At 52.6% G+C, this 19,992-nt stretch carries 20 protein-coding genes and 1 other RNA gene; 11 read left to right on the plus strand and 10 right to left on the minus strand.

Going from position 1 to position 19,992, the window contains the following annotated elements; all coding sequences use genetic code 11:
* Positions 1 to 136: 136 nt before the first annotated feature.
* Positions 137 to 1,189 carry a PLP-dependent cysteine synthase family protein gene (locus tag NNO04_RS02200; protein WP_271443286.1) on the minus strand — a complete coding sequence of 351 codons (1,053 nt, stop codon included), beginning with the start codon at positions 1,187 to 1,189 and terminating at the stop codon, positions 137 to 139.
* A gap of 115 nt (positions 1,190 to 1,304) precedes the next feature.
* Between NNO04_RS02200 and decR the strand changes: the two genes are divergently transcribed.
* The 5 genes from decR (at position 1,305) to amtB (ending at position 7,253) form a co-directional block, all read left to right on the plus strand.
* Entirely contained in the window at positions 1,305 to 1,763 is a 459-nt protein-coding gene (decR, locus tag NNO04_RS02205) for a DNA-binding transcriptional regulator DecR (protein ID WP_192611392.1), read from the plus strand.
* 44 nt (positions 1,764 to 1,807) lie between these two features.
* Entirely contained in the window at positions 1,808 to 3,580 is a 1,773-nt protein-coding gene (locus NNO04_RS02210; RefSeq protein WP_271443287.1) for a SmdA family multidrug ABC transporter permease/ATP-binding protein, read from the plus strand.
* Positions 3,573 to 5,351 carry a SmdB family multidrug efflux ABC transporter permease/ATP-binding protein gene (locus tag NNO04_RS02215; protein ID WP_271443288.1) on the plus strand — a complete coding sequence of 593 codons (1,779 nt, stop codon included), beginning with the start codon at positions 3,573 to 3,575 and terminating at the stop codon, positions 5,349 to 5,351. The genes NNO04_RS02210 and NNO04_RS02215 overlap by 8 nt, the downstream gene beginning before the upstream one ends.
* A gap of 244 nt (positions 5,352 to 5,595) precedes the next feature.
* Positions 5,596 to 5,934 carry a P-II family nitrogen regulator gene (gene glnK, locus NNO04_RS02220; RefSeq protein WP_192611395.1) on the plus strand — a complete coding sequence of 113 codons (339 nt, stop codon included), beginning with the start codon at positions 5,596 to 5,598 and terminating at the stop codon, positions 5,932 to 5,934.
* A 32-nt stretch (positions 5,935 to 5,966) separates the two neighbouring features.
* Positions 5,967 to 7,253: an ammonium transporter AmtB gene (gene amtB, locus NNO04_RS02225; RefSeq protein ID WP_271443289.1), complete on the plus strand. Its 1,287-nt coding sequence runs from the start codon at positions 5,967 to 5,969 to the stop codon at positions 7,251 to 7,253.
* 76 nt (positions 7,254 to 7,329) lie between these two features.
* Here the strand turns inward: amtB and tesB are convergent, their stop codons facing one another.
* A complete protein-coding gene (tesB, locus tag NNO04_RS02230) occupies positions 7,330 to 8,190 on the minus strand; it encodes an acyl-CoA thioesterase II (RefSeq protein ID WP_271443290.1) in 861 nt (286 codons plus the stop codon).
* A 211-nt stretch (positions 8,191 to 8,401) separates the two neighbouring features.
* On the opposite strand from tesB, the gene NNO04_RS02235 reads away from it, so the two are divergent.
* Positions 8,402 to 8,923 carry a YbaY family lipoprotein gene (locus NNO04_RS02235; RefSeq protein WP_271443291.1) on the plus strand — a complete coding sequence of 174 codons (522 nt, stop codon included), beginning with the start codon at positions 8,402 to 8,404 and terminating at the stop codon, positions 8,921 to 8,923.
* Positions 8,924 to 8,955: 32 nt separating this feature from the next.
* Here the strand turns inward: NNO04_RS02235 and NNO04_RS02240 are convergent, their stop codons facing one another.
* Positions 8,956 to 9,267 (minus strand): MGMT family protein, encoded by a 312-nt coding sequence (locus NNO04_RS02240; protein WP_442870723.1) that lies wholly within the window; start codon positions 9,265 to 9,267, stop codon positions 8,956 to 8,958.
* 162 nt (positions 9,268 to 9,429) lie between these two features.
* Here NNO04_RS02240 and ffs point away from each other — a divergent pair.
* Positions 9,430 to 9,526, plus strand: an RNA gene (ffs, locus tag NNO04_RS02245) — signal recognition particle sRNA small type.
* A gap of 28 nt (positions 9,527 to 9,554) precedes the next feature.
* Here the strand turns inward: ffs and yczR are convergent.
* Complete coding sequence (gene yczR, locus NNO04_RS02250) at positions 9,555 to 10,982, minus strand: MocR-like transcription factor YczR (protein ID WP_271443292.1); 1,428 nt, start codon at positions 10,980 to 10,982, stop codon at positions 9,555 to 9,557.
* A gap of 85 nt (positions 10,983 to 11,067) precedes the next feature.
* On the opposite strand from yczR, the gene yczE reads away from it, so the two are divergent.
* Entirely contained in the window at positions 11,068 to 11,697 is a 630-nt protein-coding gene (gene yczE, locus NNO04_RS02255; RefSeq protein WP_271443293.1) for a membrane protein YczE, read from the plus strand.
* Between the two features lie 65 nt (positions 11,698 to 11,762).
* Positions 11,763 to 12,116, plus strand: a complete 354-nt coding sequence (locus NNO04_RS02260; RefSeq protein ID WP_192611401.1) for a DUF1428 domain-containing protein — start codon at positions 11,763 to 11,765, stop codon at positions 12,114 to 12,116.
* A 39-nt stretch (positions 12,117 to 12,155) separates the two neighbouring features.
* Here the strand turns inward: NNO04_RS02260 and NNO04_RS02265 are convergent, their stop codons facing one another.
* Positions 12,156 to 13,853 carry an EAL domain-containing protein gene (locus tag NNO04_RS02265; RefSeq protein WP_442870724.1) on the minus strand — a complete coding sequence of 566 codons (1,698 nt, stop codon included), beginning with the start codon at positions 13,851 to 13,853 and terminating at the stop codon, positions 12,156 to 12,158.
* A gap of 65 nt (positions 13,854 to 13,918) precedes the next feature.
* Between NNO04_RS02265 and NNO04_RS02270 the strand changes: the two genes are divergently transcribed.
* Positions 13,919 to 14,179 carry a type B 50S ribosomal protein L31 gene (locus tag NNO04_RS02270; protein WP_271443295.1) on the plus strand — a complete coding sequence of 87 codons (261 nt, stop codon included), beginning with the start codon at positions 13,919 to 13,921 and terminating at the stop codon, positions 14,177 to 14,179.
* Position 14,180: 1 nt separating this feature from the next.
* Positions 14,181 to 14,321, plus strand: coding sequence for a type B 50S ribosomal protein L36 (gene ykgO / locus NNO04_RS02275; RefSeq protein WP_192611404.1), 141 nt, complete (start codon positions 14,181 to 14,183; stop codon positions 14,319 to 14,321).
* A 71-nt stretch (positions 14,322 to 14,392) separates the two neighbouring features.
* Here ykgO and NNO04_RS02280 read toward each other — a convergent pair whose 3' ends face one another.
* From NNO04_RS02280 to acrB, 5 genes are all read right to left on the minus strand, one after another.
* A complete protein-coding gene (locus tag NNO04_RS02280; protein ID WP_271443296.1) occupies positions 14,393 to 14,863 on the minus strand; it encodes a YlaC family protein in 471 nt (156 codons plus the stop codon).
* A 114-nt stretch (positions 14,864 to 14,977) separates the two neighbouring features.
* Positions 14,978 to 15,529 carry a maltose O-acetyltransferase gene (gene maa, locus NNO04_RS02285; RefSeq protein ID WP_271443391.1) on the minus strand — a complete coding sequence of 184 codons (552 nt, stop codon included), beginning with the start codon at positions 15,527 to 15,529 and terminating at the stop codon, positions 14,978 to 14,980.
* A gap of 183 nt (positions 15,530 to 15,712) precedes the next feature.
* Positions 15,713 to 15,931 (minus strand): HHA domain-containing protein, encoded by a 219-nt coding sequence (locus NNO04_RS02290; RefSeq protein WP_002892050.1) that lies wholly within the window; start codon positions 15,929 to 15,931, stop codon positions 15,713 to 15,715.
* Positions 15,932 to 15,957: 26 nt separating this feature from the next.
* Positions 15,958 to 16,332, minus strand: coding sequence for an Hha toxicity modulator TomB (tomB, locus tag NNO04_RS02295; RefSeq protein WP_012133514.1), 375 nt, complete (start codon positions 16,330 to 16,332; stop codon positions 15,958 to 15,960).
* 502 nt (positions 16,333 to 16,834) lie between these two features.
* Positions 16,835 to 19,984, minus strand: coding sequence for a multidrug efflux RND transporter permease subunit AcrB (gene acrB / locus NNO04_RS02300; protein WP_271443297.1), 3,150 nt, complete (start codon positions 19,982 to 19,984; stop codon positions 16,835 to 16,837).
* Positions 19,985 to 19,992 lie beyond the last annotated feature (8 nt).

Below are 19,992 nucleotides of genomic sequence, written 5' to 3' on the forward strand. Positions count from 1 at the left end.
TTTACGGGCCGTAAGTAACAAAGTTGGATGCAAATGTCAGATCGTATGCGCCTGTTAGGGCGCGGCTGGTAACAGAGCCTTACAGGCGCATTTGAAAAACCTCCGGCTATGCCGGAGGATATTTATTTATACTGACTTAGCGGACGTTCAGCATCCGGGCAAGTTCAGCCTGCCACGGTGCTAAATCACCGATATGTGCGCTGATCCATTGCGGATTGTAGTAGGTGTCGAGATAACGTTCGCCGCTGTCACACAGCAACGTAACGAGAGAACCTGTTTCTCCGGCATCACGCATACGGGCCGCGAGTTGCAGTGTTCCCCACATATTGGTGCCGGTTGAGGCGCCGACTTTGCGACCCAACTGCGTTTCCAGCCAGTGCGCGGTCGCGATGCTGGCGGCATCCGGCACACGCAACATCTCATCCACCACGTCCGGAATGAAAGATGGCTCCACGCGTGGGCGGCCGATACCTTCGATTTTGCTGCCGACCGGACTGCGTAATGCGGCATCACGTTCCTGCCAGTAGGGTAAAAAGACCGAGTTTTCCGGGTCAACGACCATCAGGCGCGTGTCGTAGCCCTGGCAGCGAATGTAGCGGCCAATGGTGGCCGAAGTTCCGCCCGTGCCTGCGCTCATGACAATGTGTTTAGGCACCGGGTTTGGCTCGCACTGCATCTGGCGAAAAATACTGTCGGCAATATTGTTATTCCCGCGCCAGTCGGTAGCGCGTTCCGCGTAGGTGAACTGATCCATATAGTGACCGTTCAGTTCACGCGCCAGTTGTTCTGAGGCGGCGTAAATCTCGCAGGCACTTTCCACAAAATGACAACGGCCGCCGTAAAACTCTATTTGTTCGACTTTGCGTTTTGCCGTACAGGAAGGCATGACAGCAATAAAGGGCAGCCCCAGAAGGCGAGCGAAATAAGCTTCGGAAACGGCGGTTGAACCCGATGATGATTCAATGATTGGCGTGCCTTCTTTGATCCAGCCGTTGCACAGTCCGTACAGGAACAGTGAACGCGCCAGTCGGTGTTTCAGACTGCCGGTGGGGTGCGTACTTTCATCTTTCAGATAGAGCTGAATCCCCGGAAACGCAGGCAGCGACAGCCGGATGAGATGCGTATCTGCTGAACGCTGATAGTCAGCGTTAATTTCATTAATGGCGTTTTTAACCCAGGCGTTATTCATCGGTGTTTTCCATTTGTCATTTTGTGCCCAGATTAGCGAAAAGCACGGAAAAAATTGTTGCCATTTAACCTTTAAAATAGAATGTAAGGAGAAAATTCTTCTCTGTGAGGTGGGCATGTTAGATAAAATTGACCGTAAGCTGCTCGCCTTGCTGCAGCAGGACTGTACCCTCTCTTTGCAGGCGTTAGCCGATGCCGTTAATCTGACCACCACTCCCTGCTGGAAACGCCTGAAACGGCTGGAAGATGACGGCGTTCTGGTGGGAAAAGTCGCGTTGCTGGACCCCGAAAAATTGGGGCTGGGCTTAACGGCCTTTGTGTTGATAAAAACGCAGCATCACAGCAGCGAATGGTACTGCCGATTCGTGACCGTGGTCACCGAAATGCCGGAAGTGCTGGGCTTTTGGCGCATGGCGGGTGAATACGACTATCTGATGCGGGTCCAGGTGGCGGATATGAAACGCTATGACGATTTCTACAAACGCCTGGTGAACAGCGTTCCCGGACTGTCAGATGTCACATCAAGCTTTGCGATGGAACAGATTAAATATACTACCGCTCTACCCATTGAATAATTCTCCCGGCGCTGATTGCCGGAAATCATGTCAGGACAAAATACGTGCGATTATTTGTTCAATTAAGCTGGTACTTTCGCCGGGAGTGGCGTCGCTATCTCGGTGCTGTTGCCTTGCTTATCATCATTGCGATCCTGCAACTGATCCCGCCTAAGGTGGTCGGCATTGTTGTGGATGGCGTAAGCGCACAACGCTTTACCCCTCAGCAGGTGTTGATGTGGGTGGGAACCATCGCGCTGATTGCCGTCGTGGTCTATCTATTACGCTACGTCTGGCGCGTTCTGCTGTTTGGGGCGTCTTATCAACTGGCCGTTGAGTTGCGTGAAGATTATTACCGTCAGCTCAGTCGTCAGCATCCTGAATTTTATCTACGACATCGCACCGGGGACTTAATGGCGCGCGCCACCAATGATGTGGACCGCGTGGTGTTTGCCGCCGGGGAAGGGGTGTTAACGCTGGTGGACTCATTGGTCATGGGGTGCGCCGTATTGATCGTGATGTCCACCCAAATCAGCTGGCAACTGACTCTGTTTGCCTTGTTACCGATGCCGATAATGGCGCTGATGATCAAGCGCTACGGCGATCGGCTACACGATCGTTTCAAACTGGCGCAGGCGGCATTTTCCAGCCTGAACGATCGGACTCAGGAGAGCCTGACCAGCATTCGTATGATCAAAGCGTTTGGTCTCGAGGATCGACAGTCGGCGCTTTTTGCGGCCGATGCGGCGGATACCGGCAAGAAAAATCTGCGGGTTGCACGTATCGACGCCCGATTTGATCCGACGATTTATATCGCCATTGGTATGGCAAACCTGTTGGCGATTGGCGGCGGCAGTTGGATGGTGGTCCATGGCGCGTTAACGCTCGGGCAACTGACCAGCTTCATGATGTACCTCGGCCTGATGATTTGGCCGATGCTGGCGCTGGCGTGGATGTTTAATATCGTCGAACGAGGCAGCGCCGCTTATAGCCGAATTCGCGCCATGCTGGCAGAAGCTCCGGTGGTGAATGACGGCACAGAACCCGTACCGGAAGGGCGCGGTGAACTGACGGCGGCGATTGACGAGTTTCGTTATCCGCAGGCGGCGCATCCTACGCTGGAAGAGGTTCATTTTCACCTCAAACCCGGTCAAATGCTGGGGATTTGTGGACCGACCGGCGCCGGGAAAAGCACGGTACTTTCGTTGATTCAGCGTCATTTTGACATCACTCAAGGCGATATCCGTTTTCACGGCATTCCGCTGACGCATTTACAACTGGATAGCTGGCGTAGCCGACTGGCCGTGGTCAGCCAGACGCCGTTCCTGTTTTCAGATACGGTCGCTAACAACATTGCGCTGGGGCGACCAAACGCGACCCAGGACGAAATTGAACATGTGGCACGTTTAGCCAGCGTTCATGAGGACATTTTACGTCTGCCGCAGGGTTATGACACCGAAGTTGGCGAACGTGGGGTTATGCTTTCCGGCGGACAAAAACAGCGCATTTCGATTGCCCGCGCGTTGTTGCTCAATGCGGAGATCCTGATTCTGGATGATGCCCTCTCGGCAGTAGATGGTCGTACGGAACATCAGATTTTGCATAACCTGCGCCAGTGGGGAGAAGGGCGTACGGTGATCATTAGCGCACACCGCTTGTCCGCCCTGACGGAAGCCAGCGAAATTATCGTGATGCAGCATGGGCATATTGCTCAGCGAGGCGAGCATGACGATTTAGTCCTGCAATCCGGCTGGTATCGCGACATGTACCGCTATCAGCAGTTAGAAGCCGCACTGACGGACGCCCCTGAAATGCCAGAGGAGGCGGCGAATGCGTAGTTTTGCACAGTTATGGCCAACGCTGAAAAGGCTGTTAGCGTACGGTTCTCCGTGGCGAAAACCGCTTGCCATTGCAGTGGTGATGCTCTGGGTCGCCGCGGCGGCAGAGGTGAGTGGACCGCTGCTGATCAGCTATTTCATTGACCATCTGGTGGCGAAAAACAATTTGCCGCTGGCTATGGTGGCGGGGTTGGTAGCAGCCTACATTGGCTTACAGCTGCTGGCGGCTGGCCTGCATTATGCGCAGTCGCTGTTGTTTAATCAGGCCGCCGTTGGTGTTGTACAACAACTGCGTACCGACGTAATGGACGCAGCGCTCCGCCAGCCGTTGAGCGAGTTTGACACTCAGCCCGTCGGGCAGTTGATCTCCAGGGTGACTAATGACACTGAAGTGATCCGCGACTTATACGTCACGGTTGTGGCGACGGTGTTGCGCAGCGCCGCGCTGATTGGCGCGATGTTAGTGGCGATGTTCAGCCTGGACTGGCGCATGGCGTTGGTGGCGATGGCGATGTTCCCCGCCGTGCTGGTGGTGATGGTGATTTACCAGCGCTACAGCACGCCGATCGTACGCCGTGTGAGAGCGTATCTGGCGGATATCAATGACGGTTTCAATGAAGTCATCAACGGCATGAGCGTCATTCAGCAGTTTCGCCAACAGGCGCGTTTTGGCGAGCGGATGGGCGAGGCCAGTCGTTCTCACTACATGGCGCGAATGCAAACCCTGAGGCTGGATGGCTTTTTACTGCGTCCGTTGCTGAGTCTTTTCTCGGCGCTGATTCTGTGTGGGCTGCTGATGTTGTTCAGCTTTACCTCAGCCGGCACCATTGAAGTTGGGGTGTTATATGCGTTTATCAGTTACCTCGGGCGGCTGAACGAGCCGTTGATTGAATTGACGACGCAACAATCCATGTTACAGCAGGCGGTTGTGGCGGGGGAGCGCGTTTTTGAACTGATGGATGGCCCTCGCCAGCGTTATGGTGAAGATAACAGACCGCTGCGGAGCGGGAGAATCGACGTTGACCATGTCTCTTTTTCCTACCGTGACAATCATCTGGTGCTACAGGACGTCAGCCTGTCAGTGCCGTCCCGCAGTTTTGTGGCATTAGTCGGGCATACCGGGAGCGGTAAGAGTACGCTCGCCAGCCTGCTGATGGGCTACTATCCGCTGACTGAGGGCGAGATCCGTCTGGACGGGCGACCACTCTCTACGTTGGGGCATAGCGTTCTGCGTCAGGGGGTGGCGATGGTTCAGCAGGATCCGGTTGTGATGGCCGATACCTTCCTGGCAAACGTCACGCTGGGTCGCGATATCTGTGAAGCGCGCGTCTGGCAGGCGCTGGAAACCGTCCAGTTGGCGGAACTGGCGCGCGGTCTGAGCGACGGTATCCATACGCGTCTGGGTGAGCAAGGGAACACCTTGTCGGTGGGGCAAAAACAACTCCTGGCGCTGGCGCGCGTGCTGGTTGAAACGCCGCAGGTGCTGATCCTGGATGAAGCGACGGCCAGCATCGACTCGGGAACCGAACAAGCGATTCAGCAGGCGCTGGCGGCCGTGCGTGAGCACACTACGCTGGTGGTGATTGCGCACCGGCTGTCGACGATCGTCGAAGCTGACACCATTCTGGTACTGCATCGCGGCCAGGCAGTTGAACGTGGCACCCATCAACAATTGCTTGCCGCGCAAGGGCGTTACTGGCAAATGTATCAATTACAGTTAGCCGGCGAAGAGCTGGCAGCCAGCGCGCGCGAGGAATCGCTTACCGCCTGATGCACCAGCGTCGCCCGCCACTCTCGCGGGTGGTGCAAAAATGAAACGCATCATGCACTGGCATGGTGCGTTTTTCGTTTCCCGCTTCGCATCCGACGCACTTCACATTTATCTCCTCCTGTTTTGCTGCCTGTTTTTTGTGCAATTCCGTGTCGGATTGACACATTTCGCAATGTGGCACACCCCTTGCAAAAGATTCCTCGTGTCGTTGCAGTTATTACCCATTTCTGACTGGAGGGGATCTATGAAGCTGGTTACCGTGGTAATCAAACCGTTCAAACTGGAAGACGTTCGTGAAGCGCTGTCTTCCATAGGCATTCAGGGGTTAACGGTCACTGAAGTGAAAGGTTTTGGGCGTCAGAAAGGGCATGCCGAGCTGTACCGCGGCGCGGAATACAGCGTCAACTTTCTACCAAAGGTAAAAATTGATGTGGCCATCGCGGACGATCAGCTTGAGGAGGTGATCGATATCATCAGTAAGTCTGCATGGACCGGAAAAATTGGCGACGGCAAAATTTTCGTTGCTGAACTGCAACGCGTCATTCGTATTCGTACCGGTGAAGCCGACGAAGCGGCACTGTAACTTTCAGGCTACACAGTGATAGGAACGAAAAAATGAAGATAGCAACGATGAAAACGGGTCTGGCTTCACTGGCGCTGCTGCCAGGTCTGGCGATGGCGGCTCCAGCCGTTGCTGACAAAGCCGATAACGCCTTTATGATGATTTGTACTGCATTGGTGCTGTTCATGACGATCCCCGGCATTGCCCTGTTCTACGGTGGGTTGATTCGTGGAAAGAACGTGCTGTCAATGCTCACTCAGGTCACCGTGACGTTCGCGCTGGTCTGTATTTTATGGGTGGTTTACGGCTATTCACTGGCCTTTGGTGAAGGCAACAATTTCTTTGGTAACTTCCACTGGACGATGCTGAAGAATATTGAACTTACGGCGGTGATGGGCAGTTTCTATCAGTATATTCACGTTGCGTTCCAGGGATCGTTCGCCTGCATCACTGTTGGGCTGATCGTGGGGGCACTGGCTGAGCGTATTCGTTTTTCGGCGGTGCTGATTTTCGTGGTGGTCTGGCTGACGCTTTCCTACATTCCTATTGCGCACATGGTGTGGGGCGGCGGTTTACTGGCATCGCATGGCGCGCTGGATTTTGCGGGCGGCACCGTGGTGCATATCAACGCGGCGATTGCCGGTCTGGTTGGCGCTTATCTGATTGGCAAGCGCGTCGGCTTTGGCAAAGAGGCGTTTAAACCGCATAACCTGCCGATGGTCTTTACCGGTACGGCGATCCTGTATGTTGGCTGGTTCGGTTTTAACGCCGGTTCTGCCAGTGCGGCGAACGAAATCGCGGCGTTGGCTTTCGTCAACACGGTGGTGGCAACAGCAGCGGCGATACTCGGATGGATATTTGGCGAATGGGTGCTGCGCGGTAAACCGTCTCTGCTGGGGGCCTGTTCTGGTGCCATTGCCGGTCTGGTTGGGGTTACACCAGCCTGCGGTTACATCGGTGTCGGCGGCGCGCTAATTATTGGCGTGGTGGCGGGGCTGGCGGGATTATGGGGCGTGACAATGCTTAAACGCCTGCTGCGCGTTGACGATCCTTGCGATGTGTTCGGTGTTCACGGTGTCTGCGGTATCGTCGGCTGCATCCTGACCGGGGTCTTCGCTTCTCGCTCGCTCGGCGGCGTGGGCTTTGCCGACGGTGTCACAATGGGACACCAGGTGCTGGTACAGTTAGAAAGTATCGGCATTACGATCCTCTGGTCCGGCGTGGTCGCGTTTATCGGTTACAAACTGGCGGATTTAACCGTGGGGCTGCGCGTACCGGAAGAACAAGAGCGCGAAGGGTTGGATGTGAACAGTCACGGCGAGAATGCCTATAACGCGTAATGCAGATTGCCCGGTGGCGCTGTCGCTTACCGGGCCGACAAAAAGCCGGATAAGCGTCAACGCCATCCGGCTTTTTTCAGTTGTGATTCCGCATGACTCCTTCTTGCACGGTAGACGCAACCAGCACACCGTCCTGCGTGTAAAACTCACCGCGCACAAAGCCGCGGGCGCTGGAAGCAGAGGTGCTTTCCACGCTGTACAGCAGCCATTCATTCATATTGAAAGGACGATGGAACCACATGGAATGATCGATAGTGGCAATCTGGATCCCTTTTTCGAGAAAACCAATACCGTAAGGCTGTAATGCCACAGGCAGGAAATTAAGATCGGAGGCATAGCCCAGCAAATATTGATGCGCGCGGAGGCTGTCTGGCATCGTGCCGTTTGCGCGGATCCAGACCTGACGCGTCGGCTCCGAGACATGGCCTTTTAGCGGATTATGAAATTCGACCGGACGAATCTCTAATGGGCGATCGCAGAGAAATTTCTCTTTTAACATCGGTGGTAGTAAATGCGCCACTGAGCGGGCAATTTCGGTTTCTGATTTCAGGGATTCTGGCCCCGGTGCAGCGGGCATTTGTTTCTGGTGTTCAAATCCCTCTTCCGGGCCCTGAAAAGAGGCGGTCATGTAAAAGATCGGCTTCCCGTTCTGAATCGCGGCCACCCGGCGGGCGCTAAAACTGTTGCCATCGCGCAGCACTTCTACATCGTAAATAATCGGTTTTTGCGTATCACCCGGACGTAAAAAATAGCTGTGGAAAGAGTGTACATGGCGCTCTTCAGCGACGGTTTCCTTGGCGGCACACATTGCCTGACCGACGACTTGTCCGCCAAAAACCTGACGTAACCCCAGGTCCTCACTTTGTCCCCGAAAGAGTCCTTCTTCAATTTTTTCCAGATTTAACAATGTCAGCAAATTCTTCAGTGCCAGACTCATACTTACTCTCCAGGTAATGACGGCGCCGCAGCGAGATAGCCACAGTATAACGCAATTTTAAAAGTGGTCCGATGGGTGCAATAGTCTGAATAACTGACTAATTTCAGGAAAAAATAGGTGATTTGTGCCAAACTTAATAACGTTATGTGTTTGTTAACCAATCTCCGGCGAGTAAATAACTTACTGGGGCTCTGGTGAGAAGGAGAATTTAATGAAACTTGTGCACATGGTAAGTGGTTTAGCGATGGCGGTTGCTCTGGCGGCTTGCGCAGACAGAAGCGCAAATGTCCAGACACCCACGCCAAACCCGGGCACTTCAGGTGTGGCTACACAGCCTGCAATTCAGCAACCCTCGGTTTCGGGTACCGTCTGGATCCGTCAGAAAGTGGCGTTGCCGCCGGATGCGGTATTAACGGTGACACTGTCGGATGCCTCACTGGCTGATGCGCCGTCAAAAGTGTTGTCGCAGCAGGCGGTGCGTACTGAAGGCAAACAGGCGCCGTTTAGCTTCGTTCTCCCGTTTAATCCGGCAGATGTACAGCCAAATGCCCGGATCCTGCTGAGTGCCGCGATCACCGTCAATGACAAACTGGTATTCATTACCGATACCGTTCAGGAAGTGATCAATCGCGGTGGGACAAAGGCCGATCTAACGTTGGTACCGGTTCAGCAAACGGCCGTGCCGGTGCAGGCTGGCAGTGGGGCGATAGCAACGCCACCTACAGAGTACTAATCTGAAATAAACCCTCTTCGATATGGAGAGGGTTAATACATCCAGCGGTATCGTTGTAAATCGATCTGCCCGCTCCCTGACACTATCACCCCTTCCGATAACAAAGCCTGGCGTTGACGCTGAAGGTCAGGGCCGGTCAGCGAGATCGCGCCGTGGCGATTGACGACTCTGTGCCAGGGGAGGGTGCTGCCTTCCGGTAACCGTTTTAATACGCCGCCGACCTGGCGAGCGGCACGGGGTGAACCCGCAAGCCGTGCGACATCACCGTAGGTGGTCACAAATCCTTCGGGTATGGAGGCGACAATTTGCCAGACGCGTTGAGGGAAAGAGTCTTGCATATTCATGGTGTATTCCTGCGCTAATCTCTCAGCATAATCCTCAATAGAGGCGGAGTGAAGTCACATTGCGCAAGAAACCAGCATCCGGTGCAGGATCGGTTGCATTTACCGGGGACAGCAGTGATAATGCGCCTGCGCGTTGGTTAACAACGCTCTCAATGGGGGCTCTGTTGGTTCTCCCGCAACGCTACTCTGTTTACCAGGTCAGATCCGGAAGGAAGCAGCCAGAGCAGACGACGTGTGTGCCGGGATGTAGCTGGCAGGGCCCCCACCCAATTCTGCCGTCCGGCACGTCAAATAATCTTACGCATTTTTCCCACACCGGTTTGAAAACGCAATCCGTCCCACAGGGGCTGTAACGTGCTGAATGCTGCGCGTAATGTGTCGTCCGGGTGGGTAAATGGCATCCGCAAGAAGCGATCGAAAGCACCATTCAGACCAAAACGGGTGCCGGTACCGAGCTGAATACCGGCGCTTTCAGCGTGTGTCGCGAACTGGGTGGCTAAGGTGTCAGGCAGTTCCACCCAAAAAGATAATCCCCCCGCAGGCTGAGAAAACGTCCATTCCGGAAAGTGTGTTCGCATCAGTTCACCGCATAACGCGCGCCGCCCGGCCAGTTGTTGCCGCCGTTCGGGAAGGAAGGTTCCAGAATGTTCAATCAGCCAGGCAGTCGCCAGTTGTTCCAGTACCGGCGAGCCCAGGTCGAACGTATCACGGGTTTGCACGAGCGCAGCAATGGTGCGTGACGATGCGCGAACCCAGCCCAGACGCAGTCCTCCCCAGAAGCTTTTGCCTGCTGACCCCAACATAATAATGGGCGCATCGGCGTTGTAGCAGGCGAGCGGCGGTGGTGGAGGGGCATCAAACCAAAGATTCACCATCGTTTCATCCACCACCATGGTGGTCCGCGTTCTGGCGGCAATATCCGCCACTGTCTGGCGCGTCGCGTCGTCCATGCAGCGCCCGGTGGGGTTATGAAAATCAGGCATCAGATAGGCCATTCCTGGCGACGTTTGCGCAATGGTGGCGACCAGACCGGCGGTATCCCAACCATGCTCCGGTAGAGAGACGCCCACCGGACGACACGACGCGCCCTGAATGGCTGCGATGGCGAGCGGGTAGGTGGGGTGATCCACGACGACACGGTCACCTGGTCCGGTCAGCAGACGCAGGATCAACGCCAGACCACTCACCGCGCCATTGACGATCATTATCTCATCCGGCTGGGTGGGTAACCCACGTTCGCAGTAGTGTCCGGCAATGGTTTCACGTAGCGACAATAATCCCTGTGGTAGATAACCCGAACTCAGCAGGTGCTGGGGCATTGCACACAGAGCCTGCTGGTAGGCCTGATGAATTTCCGGGCCGGCGCTCAGCGCGGCGGTGGAAAGATCCAGCGCCATGCTGGTGCTGGTGCGGGTGGGTACCCGGTGGATATGCTCTGGCAGGATGACCCGCGAACCACTCCCCTGGCGGCTTTCCAGATAGCCTTCTTCACGCAGTTGCGCCAGCGCGCTGGCAATAGTGGTTCGGCTCACGTCCAGCACGGTGGCCAGTTCGCGCTCGCCGGGAAGGCGGCTATCCAGTGCCAGGCGACCATCCAGAATGAGCAGACGCAGCGCGCCGGCGAGCTGACGCCAGAGTGGGGTACGTGAAGCGGTTTCCTGCCAGTGTCCGAGCAAGCGCTGCAGAGATTGGCTTCCATGACGGCGAGATGACATAACAGTCCACTTTTTGAAAACTGGACATTAATCATAGTGCCAATTGCGCAGAAGATGAACGTTATCTGGCGAGGAAGGGGGAATTATGTTGCGTCGATTGGTTCAATTGTATCTGGGGCTGGCGCTTTACGGTGTCTCAACCGCTATGTTTGTGCGCGCGGATTTAGGTGCCGACCCCTGGAATGTCTTTCATCTTGGCGTGGCGAATCTGCTGTCGATGAACATCGGTATTGTGATGATTGGCGTTGGCGTTCTGGTCTTGCTGTTATGGATACCCTTGCGACAACGCCCAGGGCTTGGAACACTGAGTAACGTTATTGTTATCGGCCTGGCGGCAGATGCCGCTCTGGCTATCATGCCTGGCGTTGAATCCCTGCTTGTACGCGCTGTTTTGTTAGTTTCTGCGGTGATCGTCAACGCGCTGGCAACCAGTATGTATATTGGCGCAGGCTTTGGTGCCGGTCCGCGTGACGGCCTGATGACCGGGATCCATGCGCGCACTGGTTGGCCCGTGCACTCTATTCGTACTGCGATTGAGGTTTCCGTTTTGTTGAGCGGTTGGCTACTTGGGGGGGCATTGGGTGTCGGAACCGTGCTGTATGCGCTGGCGATTGGACCGTTGATCCAGATTTGTCTGCCCTGGTTTCATTATTCGCCCGCGGCGCGCATTCCGCTGCGCAATGCTTCTACAGCACAGTACCGCAATGGCGACTAAACTTAACTGCGACTGACGCGGCCAGAATTGTCTTGCCGTGCAGTAACACTTCGGAGGTTTATCTCATGAAGTATGTTGATGGTTTTGTGGTTGCCGTACCTGCCGAAAACAAGGAGGCCTATGTGGCAATGGCGGCAAAGGCTGTCCCGCTCTTTAAAGAGTTTGGGGCATTACGCGTCGTGGAGTGCTGGGCCGATGACGTTCCGGACGGCAAACTGACCGATTTTCGGATGGCGGTGAAAGCAGAAGAACACGAGGAAGTGGTTTTTAGCTGGATTGAATACCCCTCGAAAGAGGTCCGCGACGCGGCGAATCAAAAGATGATGTCGGATCCACGAATGAAAGAGTTTGGCGAGTCGATGCCGTTTGACGGCAAGCGCATGATTTACGGTGGATTCTCTCCCATTCTGGATGACTGATGCGACTGGCTGTGCGGCGTGCCGCCAGCCACCCTGACATCACCGATGCTGTTCAGCCCACAGAATAAATTCTGACTTACCCAGGGCTTTACTGTATAGCCAGCCCTGACCGTACTGCACGCCGTGCTCACGTAACCAGCTCTCCTGGCGGGGAGTCTCAATACCTTCGGCTACCATCTCCAGTTTGAGGGTTTTTGCCATCTCAATGATGTGCGTCGTGACATTTTTGTATTCCAGCGCATCGACAAACGACTTGTCGATTTTCAGGATATCCACTTCCAGATTCTGCAAATAGCTGAGGCTGGAATAGCCCGTACCAAAATCGTCGATATAGATTGCGTGTCCCGCTTTACGGTATTGGGTAATGATTGGCGCGCAGGTCTTCGGGTCGGCAAATTCGCGTTCTGTCAATTCCAGTGCGATTTGCGATGGGGCAACGTGATGCCGATTCAGCAACTTGCTTAGATGCGACGGCAGCGTCTGCGAGGTCAGATCGCTGGACTCAAGATTGATCGAAATATGCAGTCCGGGATGCAGTTGCAACCATTTTCCCAAATCCTCAAAGACCGTGTCGATAATCAGATGGCTGAGCGATTCTGTCAGTCCTGTCTCTTCTGCCAGCGCGATAAAAATGTCTGGTGAAAGGTAGCTGCCATCGGTTTGCGGCCAGCGGGCCAGCGCTTCGGCGCCTACAACTTTGCCGGTACTTAATGAAACAATAGGCTGGTAGTGGACTTTTATATCGCGATTTTGAATGGCATCCTGCAGGCGATGGTGGGGCGACTGTATACGGCGCAGAATGCGCAGAATAAACGCGGCACTCAGAAGACCTATCACAAGACCGGCCGGGAGCCAAATAAAGGCCTGACGATACCAGTTTTTTTGCAGTGAAAGCGCGGAAGACCAGGCAACAATAGAAATACGCATTTCCGGAACAGGCTGAATATTGTAGAAAGTCCCGTCATGCTCCATATACTGGTCAGAGGCTTGCTGTAATTGTTGAACTATCTCGGGTTTGAGGTGATCATTACTGGTGATCACGATATTATGCGCTTCCCCAATAATGGCCGCATCAATGCGCGAAGAACTAAAAGGGATCACGTCAATAAAGGAGGCTGGGTCAATCATCACGATATAATGATTGGTGCCCACCGCAACCATATAACGTTTTATCCCTAAATCATTTTGTGACGTTATCCATACACGATAGCCGTCCCGGGAGATTTCTCCGGGTTCAGGCAGTGCGGCGGCGTGACTTTTTTGCTCCAGCGATGAACAGGCGGGAACGTTATTCTCCAGATATAAGACTTCCTGGACGTAGCGGTTGCTATAGGACACCCGGCGCATCGCCAGTAAATGCTCATTACTGCAAGGTGCGCCCTCAAAGCGTTCCATCTCCTTTAGCGCGAGCTTTCCCTGATCGGCGACTTTATCAGCACGTAAAGCGACGCGTGATGAATAGGTATTGAGCTCTTCGATAAATTTCTGTTCAACCTGACGATGTGCCAGCCAAAGGCTTAATCCAACAGGAACAAGGACAGATAAAATAAGTACACCCGTCACCAGGCTGGCCAGATGTCGTGTTGTCACGTTACTACCTCTATTTACGAAGCGTAGGCAAAGTATATCTGATCGTGAACGATCTCCTTTCGTTGATACCGTTATTCTATGATTTTTTGGGAAAACGTGTCTTTCATCGCCAGATAAAGCGCCATTCTGGTTCAATTCCCTTTTCATTAGTAAGGTTGAATTGTCGCTGCTGATAAAGTATTGTTATGTTATAACATAAATGTGAGGCAGCTATGAAACCAGATATACATCCTGTTTATCGCACGGTGGTTTTTCATGACACCAGCGTGAATGCATATTTTCATGTCGGTTCGACCATCCGAACCGAACGTGAAATCGAACTGGGGGGCGTGGTATATCCGTATGTCACGATTGATGTTTCCTCCAAATCACATCCGTACTACACCGGAAAACAGAAAACGTTCGACAATGAGGGCAGCGCAGCGCGTTTCCAGAAACGTTTTGGACATTTTATTGGAACAAAGCGGGGATAAGATGAAGGTAGTGAATTCACTTCGCAGTGCAAAGCAACGGCATCCGGATTGCCAGGTCGTCAGACGCAAAGGACGCGTTTATGTGATTTGTAAAACAAATCCGCGTTTTAAAGCGGTGCAGGGGCGTAAAAAAAGACGTTAATCGTTTTGCCAACATTTCAGGGAACCCGGTGCGCTCCAGGGAAGGGCGCACCTTTTCCGGCTGTATTCGGACTACGGAGTTGCCTGCGGGCGTGCAAGCGTAAAAATATCGTAGAAAGAGAGTTCACCTTTACGCGATATCATTTTTTGCAATTGCGCTTTATGGTCGCTGTCTACACGCGGTGAATGAAGAATGGCAGTGATAAGCGAGGAGGGGACAAAACGTGTGTTATACCACTCACCGTTATAACAAACTCTAAAATCCAGCACGTCGATATCTTCATAACGGTAGCGTGGCGCGACGTCAAAAAAGAAAAAGCCATTTAGCAATACAAACAAGACCACCAGCAACCAGACGGAATCCACCAGGGTTTCAGACTGGAGCATCACTGCCAGCGTGGCAAACCAGGCGATATACATGCCGACAAACAGTCCAGGATGTTTGCGAATGAAGCTAATGCTAAAACGCGGTCTGTTATCGCGCTTTTCACGCGTGTTGAGGTCGTCAATGGTTTCTGTAAGCAGGCGTTGTATCTCTGTCATCTTTTGCCTTCGTGATATCAGCAACATTCAGGGGAACAACCCATTTTAAAAGGGAGTACCGGATGAAAAAAGTAACAGATTAACCTCAATTTAGCATAACAGTTACATTTCACTTTACAGTGTTTTGATAACACGAGCAGGATTCCCGCCAACCACCACATTTGCCGGAACGTCTTTCGTCACCACAGCGCCTGACGCAACAACCACATTATCGCCAATGGTCACGCCAGGATTAATCACGGCGCGTCCGCCGATCCAGACGTTGTTTCCGATGCTGACGGGTTTTCCAAATTCCCTGCCGCCGTTGCGTTCAGTGGCGTCGAGCGGATGTGTGGCCGTGTAGATATGCACGCCGGGTGCAAGCATACAGTTATCGCCGATATGAATGGGGCAGACATCAAGCATCACGCAGTCGAAGTTCGCGTAAAACGCTTTCCCGAGATAAATGTTATAGCCGTAATCGCAGCGAAACGAGGGTTCGATACAGACGCCATTTGCGCGCCCCAGTAATTCATTCAGGATTGCCTGACGTTCATGCTTTTCATCAGGCGCGGTGTGATTGTAACGGTGGGTTAACTGACGCGCCCGCAGGCTGTCTCTGCGTAAAGTCTCGTCTGCCGGGCTATACATCTCGCCAGCAATCATCTTTTGTTTTTCTTCACTCATCATGCGCTCTCCTGTGGGTTGCCTGAATGTCGCAATACAGTAAAACGCAGTATGCTGAAAGGGAACGTTCCCATTAAGCCGGTGTGATCCTGCTCACGTGAATAAACGTTAGAATTAACAGTAAATACGGAAAATCAGCCTGTCTGATTGCACGCATGTCATCCCTGAAAAATGCATAACCAATTAACGAATAAATTTCCAGACCGAGGTGGGGATCTTGTCGTAAAGCTTATTCATCGTCAATTCTGCAAGACGATGGTCTGCTGCTGAGTAAAATACAGCCAATTCATTGTCAGATAATTCATATTTATTTTTCTCAATAACACGTTCAAGCGTGTCAATAGTCTGACAGCGTCGTAAGCGCATCAAATAATCAGTTTTAGTTAATGGTTTATCGGACATAAATCTTACCTATGATTGTAATATTTTTAACAAGACAAACTAACAGGATTAGCCCTGGTGGCGTTGACAAAACAGCGGAACAGGCGGTTACCCGACTTTCGCCATTTCTGAAGATCCTGCGCATTAATGCCATAACTGCTGAACAACATAAACGTGTCGTCCAGATATTCATCTATCTGTGCAATCAGCTTATTGTCTTCATTGTACTTAATTTTATAATTAAGTGCGAAGGTTGCAATATGCTCTATCAGTTCATTAAGCTGAAGATTGATCGCCGATGTCGGGTCGTTAACCCAGCCATGGTTACTTTCTTCAAGGTTTGCAAGACAGTCATGATACAGGGTTTCACAGAGAAACTTAAGCTGTGCGATATCATGTCTTTTGGGTGAGTATTCATCCATAACGCATCCCCTTCTTAGTGGCTTGAACAAACCGAACACCTTTCGGGATGGATACAACTTACTGACCTGGAACTTACCCTCATCTCCTGATGATTTAACTATAATCCACTCTAAAAAAGATTTCATCGTCATATTACGAAAAATTACAATTAGGGCGAATTAGGTCACTGCAGCCAGGTTTTCTCATTTTAGCAGTCATATGCACTGGCACAGAATGAAGAAAAATCTTTATTACGTTTGTAATTCATAAAGTTATCCCTTTTTAACATTACAACCTGCGGCCACTGCTTGTTGCAACGTAGAAACTACCAGGAATAGTCCTAATATTTCTTAATTAATAAGAATATAAGAAATAACCAAACAGTTCGGGAATAGCCTTTGGCAATCTATGGATTATATGCCTTATTTATACTACAGAAAATAAATGAACTGACAATAAGCGTTTTTTATGAATTTTATCCAATAAAAAGGCCGCTTACGCGGCCTTTGTTCAGAGGATGAATTAGTGATTCTCTACCGAATGACTATGTTCAATGTCTTCATTCTTGCGGCTAAAGCGGCGGCGAACCACCACAAAGAAGACCGGCACGAAGAAGATTGCCAAAACGGTTGCGGTGACCATCCCACCCATTACGCCTGTACCGACGGCGTTCTGCGCGCCGGAACCTGCGCCGGAGCTGATAACCAGCGGCATAACCCCCAGGATAAACGCCAGAGACGTCATCAGAATGGGGCGTAAACGCATACGAACGGCGTCCAGCGTTGCCTCGATCAGACCTTTACCTTCTTTATCCATTAAGTCTTTGGCGAATTCGACGATCAATATCGCGTTCTTCGCCGACAACCCAATGGTTGTCAGAAGACCTACCTGGAAGTAAACGTCGTTAGTCAGGCCGCGGAAGGTGGCGGCAAGCAATGCACCGATAACACCCAGCGGAACGACCAGCATAACGGAGAACGGAATTGACCAGCTCTCGTACAGCGCTGCCAGACACAAGAACACGACAATAAGTGAAATTGCATACAGGGCAGGGGCCTGGTTGCCTGATAAGCGTTCCTGATAAGACATACCTGTCCAGTCATAACCAATACCGGATGGCAGTTTGCTGGCCAGCTGTTCCATCATCGCCATGGCTTCACCGGTACTCTTACCTTCTGCTGCCTGGCCAAGAATTTCCATTGAAGGCAGGCCGTTATAGCGTTCCAGACGCGGTGAACCGTATTCCCAGCGAGAAGTGGAGAAGGCGGAGAACGGTACCATCTGTCCATTGCTACCACGCACATACCAGTTATTAATATCTTCCGGCAACATACGGTATTTGGCTTCAGACATGACGTAAACTTTCTTCACACGACCACGGTCAATAAAGTCGTTTACGTAGCTTCCGCCCCATGCGGCACCCAGCGTTGTATTAATGTCGCTAATAGATACGCCAAGCGCCTGCGCTTTTTCCTGATCGATGTCGATCTTGAATTGCGGGGTATCTTCCAGACCGTTAGGACGTACGCCAACCAACAGATCAGGATGCTTAGCCACTTCGCCAAACAGCTGGTTACGTGCCTGAGTCAGTTTCTCGTGGCCCAATCCCGCCTGGTCAATCAACTGGAAGTCAAAGCCGGTTGCCGTACCCAGTTCAACAATCGCAGGTAGGTTAAAGGCAAATACCATAGCGTCTTTAATCTTCGAAAACGCGCCCATGGCTCGACCCGTAATTGCCTCTACCTTGTTCTCTTTACCAGGACGTTGACTCCAGTCTTTCAGAGAGACGAACGCGATACCGGTGTTCTGACCACGACCCGCAAAACCGAAGCCGTTAACGGCAAAGACCGATTCAACGTTGTCTTTTTCTTTGGTCAGATAGTAGTCCGAGACTTCGTCCAGCACCTTCTGCGTACGCTCCTGTGTCGCACCCGCCGGTAGCTGGGCCATCGTCATGAAGACCCCCTGATCTTCATCAGGTAAGAAGGAGCTTGGCAGGCGAACGAACAGATATGCCATACCGACCACAATGATCAGATAGAGCAGCAAATAACGACCGGTACTGCGCAGAATGTTGCCTACGCTGTCGGTGTAATGGTGCGTACTCTTATCAAACATGCGGTTAAACCAGCCGAAGAAGCCTTTCTTGCCTTCGCCGTGATCGCCTTTGGCGATGGGTTTGAGCATGGTGGCGCACAGGGCTGGCGTCAGAATCAAGGCCACCAGTACCGACAAGGCCATTGCCGAAACGATGGTGATAGAGAACTGACGATAAATTGCACCAGTGGAGCCGCCAAAGAAGGCCATCGGAATAAATACCGCAGACAGTACCATCGCGATACCGACCAGTGCGCCCTGAATCTGGCTCATGGATTTACGCGTGGCCTCTTTCGGCGGCAGGCCTTCTTCCGCCATAACACGTTCAACGTTCTCGACCACCACGATGGCGTCATCCACTAACAGGCCGATGGCGAGCACCATCCCGAACATCGTCAGGGTGTTTATCGAGAAGCCGAATATCGCGAGGATGGCAAAGGTACCCAGCAGAACCACCGGAACGGCAATGGTCGGAATCAACGTCGCGCGGAAGTTCTGCAGGAACAGATACATGACCAGGAACACGAGGATGATAGCTTCCGCCAGCGTTTTCACCACTTCGTGAATAGAGATCTTCACGAAGGGAGTGGTGTCATACGGGTAAACAATCTTCAGACCCGACGGGAAGAACGGCTCCATCTTTTTCAGCTCGGCGCGGATCGCCGCAGCGGTATCCAGCGCGTTTGCGCCGGTTGCCAGTTTGATCCCCAGACCGGAGGCCGGTTTGCCGTTGAACTTCGCAATAATGTCGTAGTTCTCGCCGCCCAGCTCCACTTTCGCGACGTCACGCAGGCGAACCTGAGAACCGTCCTGATTCACTTTCAGCAGAATTTTGCTGAACTCATCGGCGGAAGTCAGACGCGTTTGCGCGATAATTGATGCGTTAAGCTGCTGACCTTTCACCGGCGGCGTACCACCTAACTGACCGGCAGCAACCTGGGCGTTCTGCGCTTTGATCGCGGAAATCACATCAACGGGCGTCAGCTGGAAGTCGTTCAGTTTATTCGGGTCCATCCAGATACGCATGGCGTACTGAGAACCGAACAACTGAACGTCGCCCACACCGGACGTACGGCTGATGGCGTCTTTCATGTTGGCGCCGACATAGTCCGAGATATCTTCCTGAGTCATGGTGCCGTCAGTGTTAATGACGCCGACTACCATCAGGAAGCTACTGGATGATTTCTCAACGCTAACACCCTGTTGCTGTACTTCCTGAGGAAGTAACGGCATTGCCAGCTGCAGTTTGTTCTGCACCTGAACCTGTGCGATATCCGCATCGGTACCAGACTGGAAGGTTAAGATGATCTGCACGGTACCCGTGGAGTCACTGTTTGAGGACATGTACATCAGGTTATCGATACCGTTCATATTCTGTTCGATAACCTGTGTCACAGTGTCCTGTACTGTTTTGGCATCTGCGCCAGGGTAGGTCGCGGAGATCGATACTGCTGGCGGCGCAATCGTAGGATATTGCGCGACCGGCAGCTTGAGGATCGCGAGTCCCCCTGCCAACATGATGATGATGGCGATCACCCACGCAAAGATAGGGCGATCGATAAAGAAATTAGGCATGTCTTAAC

Origin of the sequence: Citrobacter sp. Awk 4, assembly GCF_028069725.1 — a bacterium.
In the GTDB taxonomy this organism is placed as follows: domain Bacteria; phylum Pseudomonadota; class Gammaproteobacteria; order Enterobacterales; family Enterobacteriaceae; genus Citrobacter_D.